Raw genomic sequence first — 7,007 nt, forward strand, 5'->3', positions numbered from 1 at the left:
TCTCTTAGGGAGCAACCCACAATGGGCAAGATCATCGGTATCGACCTAGGCACGACCAATTCGTGCGTGGCGATAATGGAAGGCGGCAAGGCGCGCGTCATCGAAAACGCCGAGGGCGACCGCACCACGCCTTCCATCGTCGCTTACACCAAGGACGGCGAAGTGTTGGTGGGCGCCTCGGCCAAGCGCCAGGCCGTTACCAACCCCAAGAACACCTTCTACGCGGTGAAGCGCCTGATCGGCCGCAAGTTCACCGATGCCGAAGTGCAGAAGGACATCGGGCTGGTCCCCTACGGCATCGTCCAGCATGACAACGGCGATGCCTGGGTAACCACTTCCGACGGCAAGAAATTGTCTGCGCAGGAAATCTCGGCGCGCATCCTGGAAAAGATGAAGAAAACGGCCGAAGCCTTCCTGGGCGAGACCGTCACCGAAGCGGTGATCACCGTGCCGGCCTACTTCAACGACAGCCAGCGCCAGGCTACCAAGGACGCCGGCAAGATCGCGGGCCTGGACGTCAAGCGCATCATCAACGAACCGACCGCGGCCGCGCTGGCCTACGGCCTGGACAAGACCGACGCCAAGGATCGCAAGATCGTGGTCTATGACCTGGGTGGCGGTACGTTCGACGTGTCGATCATCGAGATCGCCAATGTCGACGGCGAGAAGCAGTTCGAAGTGCTGGCCACCAACGGCGACACTTTCCTGGGCGGCGAAGACTTCGACAAGCGCGTCATCGACTATCTGGTGGAAGAATTCCAGAAGGACCAGGGCATCGACCTGCGCAAGGATCCGCTCGCCCTGCAGCGCCTGAAGGATGCTGCCGAGCGCGCCAAGATCGAGTTGTCCAGCGCGCAGCAGACCGAAGTGAACCTGCCGTACGTGACGGCTGACGCCTCCGGTCCCAAGCATCTGAACATCAAGCTGACCCGCGCCAAGTTGGAAGCGCTGGTCGAAGACCTGATCAAGAAGACCATCGAGCCGTGCCGTACTGCGTTGAACGATGCTGGCCTGCGCTCCAGCGACATCGGCGAAGTGATCCTGGTCGGTGGCCAGACCCGCATGCCGAAAGTGCAGCAGGCAGTGGCTGAATTCTTCGGCAAGGAGCCGCGCAAGGACGTCAACCCGGACGAGGCCGTGGCGCTGGGCGCTGCCATCCAGGGCGGCGTGCTGGCCGGCGACGTCAAGGACGTGCTGCTGCTGGACGTGACTCCGCTGAGCCTGGGTATCGAAACCTTGGGCGGCGTGTTCACCAAGATCATCGAGAAGAACACCACGATTCCCACCAAGGCTTCGCAGGTCTTTTCGACCGCCGAGGACAATCAGTCCGCGGTGACCGTGCACGTGCTGCAAGGCGAGCGCGAACAAGCCCGCTTCAACAAGTCCCTGGCCAAGTTCGATCTGGCCGGCATTGACCCGGCGCCGCGTGGCCTGCCGCAGGTGGAGGTGTCCTTCGACATCGACGCCAACGGCATCCTGCACGTGTCGGCTAAGGACAAGAAGACCAACAAGGAACAGAAGGTCGAGATCAAGGCCGGTTCCGGCCTGTCCGAGGAAGAAATCCAGCGGATGGTGCAGGACGCCGAAGCGCATCGCGAAGAGGACAAGAAGTTCCATGAGCTGGTGCAGGCACGCAACCAGGCTGACGGCTTGCTGCACGCCACCCGCACCGCGATCACCGAGCACGGCAGCAAGGTGCCGGGCGATGTGATCGGCCGTGTCGAGGCCGCGATCGCCGACCTGGATACCGCGATGAAGGGCGATGACAAGGCCCAGATCGAAGCCAAGACCAAGGCGCTGGAAGAAGCCGGCCAGTCGCTATACGCAGCGGCCGCGGCTGCGGAGCAACCCGGTGCGGCTGGCGAGGGCGGGTCCGCCCAGACCGAAGATGTGGTCGATGCCGAGTTCACTGAAGTCAAGGACGACAACAAGCAGTGAATCGGGAATAGGGAATCGAGAATCGGAGAAGCGGGTCACGGCTCGCTTCTCCGCTTTTGACGACTCCCGAATCCCGACTCCCGATTCCCTATGAGCAAACGCGATTACTACGAAGTGCTGGGTGTATCCCGCACCGCCAGCGACGAAGACCTGAAAAAGGCTTATCGGCGCTGCGCCATGAAACATCATCCGGACCGCAATCCGGGCGACACCTCGGCCGAAGCGGCATTCAAGGAATGCAAGGAAGCCTACGAGGTGCTTTCCGATAGCGCCAAACGTCGTGCCTACGATGCACATGGGCACGCAGCCTTCGAGCACGGTATGGGCGGCGGCGGTGGCGGTTACGGCGCGCCCGACATGGGCGATATCTTCGGCGACATTTTCGGCAACATCTTCGGCGGCGCCGGCGGAGGCTCGCGCGCCGCGCGTCGTGGCGCCGATGTCGGCTACGTGATGGAGCTGGATCTTGAAGAAGCCGTTGCCGGCGTAGAAAAGCGTATCGAGATTCCCACGCTGGCGCCGTGCGACCCTTGCAACGGTTCCGGTTCGGAGGATGGCAAGGTCGAAACCTGCACTACCTGCGGCGGGCGCGGCAACGTGCGCGTCCAGCGCGGTATCTTCGCCATGCAACAGACCTGCCCGACATGCGGCGGCCGCGGCCAGACCATCCGGCATCCATGCAAGCATTGCCATGGCGCAGGCAGGGTGGAAGAAGAAAAAGTTCTGTCCATCAAGATTCCGGCCGGCGTGGACAACGGCGACCGCATCCGCTTGACGGGTGAAGGTGAGGCCGGCCCTCCCGGCACACCACCTGGCGACCTGTACGTGGAAGTGCGCGTGCGCGAGCACCCGATCTTCCAGCGCGACGGCGACGATCTGCATTGCGAAGTACCGATCCGGATATCGCAAGCCGCGCTGGGCGACACGGTGCAGGTGCCGACCCTCAACGGCGAAACCGAGATCCGCATTCCGGCCGAAACCCAATCCGGAAAGCTGTTCCGTCTGCGCGGCAAGGGCGTCAAGTCGGTGCGTAGCCGCGGCGAAGGCGATCTGTACTGCCGCGTGGTGGTGGAAACCCCGGTCAACCTGACTCCCGAGCAGCGCGAGTTGCTGGAGAAGTTCGAAGCCACGTTCGTGGGCGAAGAGGTGCGCAAGCATTCGCCTAAATCCGCCACGTTCCTGGATGGCGTGAAAGGTTTCTGGGACCGCATGACGTCCTAGCGCTGTTCTCTGCCGACGCGACGTAGAGCCGAGGTTGCTCGGCTGAGTGTCTCTGGTGTCGATGCTGACAGCAGTGGAGCAAGCTCCGCTCTACGCTAAGAATGGCGCCGGTGGAGGTAAGCGATAGCACCGGCCTTGGTACGATGTGCGTTGCGATAGATGCCTGCCCGGCATGTCCCGGCGGGCTCTTTCATTTCTGGAGAGGGGAAAAATGAACCCACGTCCCGTCATCGGTCTGGTCGGCATGGAGGGCGCCTATGGGCGCTGGTTCCAGCGCTTCTTTCGTGAGCGCATGGGATTGGAAGTAGTCGGCCGGGATCCGGCGGCGGTGGATTCGCTTTCGGAAAGTGCGCTGATCGAATGCGCCGACGTACTGATTTTTTCCACGCCGATACGCCAAACGCCGGCGTTGATCCGTGAATACGTGCGCGTCGCCGATGGCCGCGAGCGCGGCAAGCTGTGGCTGGACGTGACATCGATCAAACGCGCGCCGGTAGCCGCGATGCTGGAATCCCAAGCCGAGGTCGCGGGCCTGCATCCGATGACCGCGCCACCCAAATCACCCACGCTCAAGGGCAGGGTGATGGTGGTCTGCGAAGCGCGGCTGGATCAATGGCGCGATTGGCTCCAAAGCGCATTGGATGCACTGGAAGCCGAATGCGTACGCAGCGATCCGGAGCGACACGACCGAGTGATGGCGCTGGTGCAGGCCATGGTGCACGCCAGCCACTTGGCGCAAGCGGCAGTGCTGCGCGATTACGCGGCGGAATTGGGCGAGCTGGACGCTTTGATGCCTTTTCGCTCGGCTTCGTTCGAAATGGATACCGCGATCATCGCGCGCATCCTGTCGATGAATCCGGCCATCTATGAAGACATCCAGTTCGGCAACCCCTACGTGCCGGAGATGCTGGAAAAGCTCAGCAACCATCTGGCCGAGCTGACGGGCTTGGTCAAGGCTGGCGATGACAACGCTCGCGCGGCATTTCGCCAGGAATTTCTGCAGGCGAGCCACGACGCGCTAGGTGCCAAAGCGCTGGACCACGGCAACTACAGTTTCGAGAAGCTGGGTTATCTGCTGGCGGATATGACCGAGGTCCGCACCCTCAGCGTGCATCTGCCGGTGGACCGCCCAGGTTCCCTGCGCGCTTTGCTGCATGTATTCGAGCGGCATGGCGTCAGTTTGTCGTCGGTGCACTCCTCGCGCACGCCTGAGGGCGAGGTGCATTTCCGCATGGGTTTCACGGCTGAAAGCGATTCCCAGGCGCTCGCAGGCGCGATCGACGAGATCGCGGAGAGTGGCATCGGCCGGGTTCTGCCGCGCCCCGAGGCCTAACGTACGGCTGGTGATACGAATAGCCGTAAAGGCGCTTTTCGTAGAGCGGAGCTTGCTCCGCTGCTCTTGATTGTCGGGAAAACAGCGGAGCAAGCTCCGCTCTACGAAAAGCGGCCATTCCTGTCGCTCTAACGCGCTCCAAAGGCCAAAACGCGCCTGAATACGGCAACGCGGGAAGGCAGAGCGTCTCGGAACCGCTAAACTAGCCCGCATGACCGCCAAATTCACACTCTCAAAACGTGCGCAGGCGCTGACCAGTTCGGCGATCCGCGAAATCCTCAAAGTTACTGAACGGCCCGAAGTGATCTCCTTCGCCGGCGGTCTGCCGTCTCCAGCGACATTCCCGATCGAACGCATGCGCTGGGCGACCGACAAGGTCTTCGACGAATGCGCGCAAGCCGCGCTGCAGTACGGTCCCACCGAAGGTTTCACGCCGTTGCGCGAATGGATCGCGCAGCGCAACAGCAAGCACGGTGTAACCATCCGTCCCAGCCAGGTCATGATTACCACGGGTTCGCAGCAAGGCCTGGACCTGCTGGGCAAGGTGCTGATCGACCCGGGCAGCAAGGTGTTGGTGGAAACCCCCAGCTATCTGGGCGCGTTGCAGGCCTATTCCCTGTTCGAGCCTCAGTTCTCGCCGATGCAGACCGACGAGAACGGCATCATCACCGACGCGCTGACGGCCGAGCAGCTGAAAGACGCGCGCTTCATGTACTGCCTGCCCAACTTCCAGAACCCCACCGGCCGGCGCATGCCGCTGGAACGGCGCCAGGAACTGGTGAAGAAAGCCACCGAAGCCGGCGTGCTGGTGGTCGAAGACGATCCCTACGGCGAACTGAGCTACCAGGGCGAACAACTGCCCAGCCTGCTGTCGATGAATCCGGACAACGTGGTCTACATGGGCTCGTTCTCCAAGGTGCTGGCTCCGGGTCTGCGCCTGGGCTACCTGATCGCGCCGGAAGAACTGCACGGCAAGCTGGTGCAGGCCAAGCAGGCGGCGGATCTGCATACGCCCTCGTTCTCGCAGCGGATCGTCTACGAAGCGGTGCAGGATGGTTTCCTGGATCGCCATATCCCCGAAATCCGTACCCTGTACGGCCATCAATGCGAGCTGATGGTGTCGGCGCTGGAACGTTATTTTCCCGCCGAAGCTCAGTGGAACCGACCGGCTGGCGGCATGTTCATCTGGGTGACCTTACCCGAAGGCGTGGATACCACCGCGTTGCTCGCCAAGGCCATCGAGCAGCACGTGGCCTTCGTGCCGGGGGCACCGTTCTTTGCGGCCAATCCGCAGCCGAATACGCTGCGACTGTCTTTCGTCACCGTGCCGGCCGAGAAGATCGAACTCGGCATGCAGAAGCTGGGTGCGTTGGTGAAAGCGGAAATCGCCGCGATCAAGTCGCCTGCCGTCGCTGCCTGATCGCGGTTCGGGCGGAATAATGGGACGGGGCGGATGCGCTCCGTCCTTTTTCGTTTTAGTCGAGTAGGTTGGGGCGATGCCCCGACGCCAGGTGTTTGTTCGGCGCGTCAGGATCGGCCACGCAGGGCCGACCTACGAACGGATATCGGGATTGCACAGGCCGGGCATCTCCCGGGCGCAGGCTTTGTTCGGAGCCGGACGGTAGCGCGGATACCGCAAATGCTTGTCGCCTGCATCCACCCGGGCTAGCCTGAGTGAATGAACCCAGCAGATTCCTCTTCACCATTGCGGTTACTCATCCACGGCGCTTCCGGGCGCATGGGCCAGTCCTTGTTGCGGTTGGCGGCTGAGCAGCCTGACCAGTTCACTGTCGTGGGTGCCGTTGCCGGCAGGCCGCCCGCGCAGCGGGTGGTCGACGGCGTTCCGCATTTCGCCGCGCGCGAAATGAACGGCGTTCCTGCCTTCGATGTCGTTATCGACTTCAGCTTGCCGGAAGGTTTCGACTCAATCCTGTCGCTATGCGTGCAACGCAACGCGGCGTTGGTGTCGGGTACAACAGGTCTGTCGGACGCTCAGCGCCAAGCGCTGACGGAAGCCTCGGAACGCATACCGCTGGTCTGGGCATCCAATTTCAGCCTGGGCGTGGCGGTGCTGACCGAATTGACTGAGCGGGCCGCAAAGGCCTTGGCTCAGTGGGATTGCGACGTCGTGGAGTCGCACCACACTCAGAAAAAAGATGCTCCCTCCGGCACCGCGTTGACGCTGGGGCAGGCGGCCAGCACCGCGGGTGTGGAGGTCCATTACGCCAGCTTGCGCGCAGGCGATATCGTGGGCGAGCACACCGTTCAGTTTGCTGGTCTAGGCGAACGCATCGAACTCATTCATCGCGCCACCAATCGCGACATCTTCGCCCGCGGCGCCCTTCATGCCGCTCGGCGGCTGGTTGGGAAGGTGGCCGGCAGCTACCGGGTGCGTGATTTGCTGGATTGAGGGCCCCAGGTCCGACCTTGCAGGAGCGGCGGGTGTGGCGCATAAGGGTTTTGAGTAATAGATGAAAGGCACGAAAGGGGGGCCGGCCCAGGTGGAGCAACGGGC

Annotated in this window: 5 protein-coding genes; all 5 read left to right on the plus strand. The window is 62.5% G+C overall.

All coding sequences use genetic code 11. The annotated features are described in order from the left end of the window. Positions 1-21 precede the first annotated feature (21 nt). Positions 22-1,938, plus strand: a complete 1,917-nt coding sequence (dnaK, locus tag AADW18_RS01690; protein ID WP_337341609.1) for a molecular chaperone DnaK — start codon at positions 22-24, stop codon at positions 1,936-1,938. A 90-nt stretch (positions 1,939-2,028) separates the two neighbouring features. Next, the gene (gene dnaJ / locus AADW18_RS01695; protein WP_337341610.1) at positions 2,029-3,159 is read left to right on the plus strand and encodes a molecular chaperone DnaJ; all 1,131 of its coding nucleotides are present in this window, start codon (positions 2,029-2,031) and stop codon (positions 3,157-3,159) included. Positions 3,160-3,370: 211 nt separating this feature from the next. After that, the gene (locus AADW18_RS01700) at positions 3,371-4,492 is read left to right on the plus strand and encodes a prephenate dehydrogenase (RefSeq protein WP_337341611.1); all 1,122 of its coding nucleotides are present in this window, start codon (positions 3,371-3,373) and stop codon (positions 4,490-4,492) included. Between the two features lie 211 nt (positions 4,493-4,703). Then, positions 4,704-5,912: a PLP-dependent aminotransferase family protein gene (locus AADW18_RS01705; protein WP_337341612.1), complete on the plus strand. Its 1,209-nt coding sequence runs from the start codon at positions 4,704-4,706 to the stop codon at positions 5,910-5,912. 258 nt (positions 5,913-6,170) lie between these two features. After that, positions 6,171-6,902 (plus strand): 4-hydroxy-tetrahydrodipicolinate reductase, encoded by a 732-nt coding sequence (gene dapB / locus AADW18_RS01710; protein ID WP_337341613.1) that lies wholly within the window; start codon positions 6,171-6,173, stop codon positions 6,900-6,902. The last annotated feature ends 105 nt before the right edge of the window (positions 6,903-7,007 follow it).

Source organism: Pseudoxanthomonas sp. CCNWLY206-1, assembly GCF_039710385.1.
Classification (GTDB): Bacteria; Pseudomonadota; Gammaproteobacteria; order Xanthomonadales; family Xanthomonadaceae; genus Pseudoxanthomonas_A.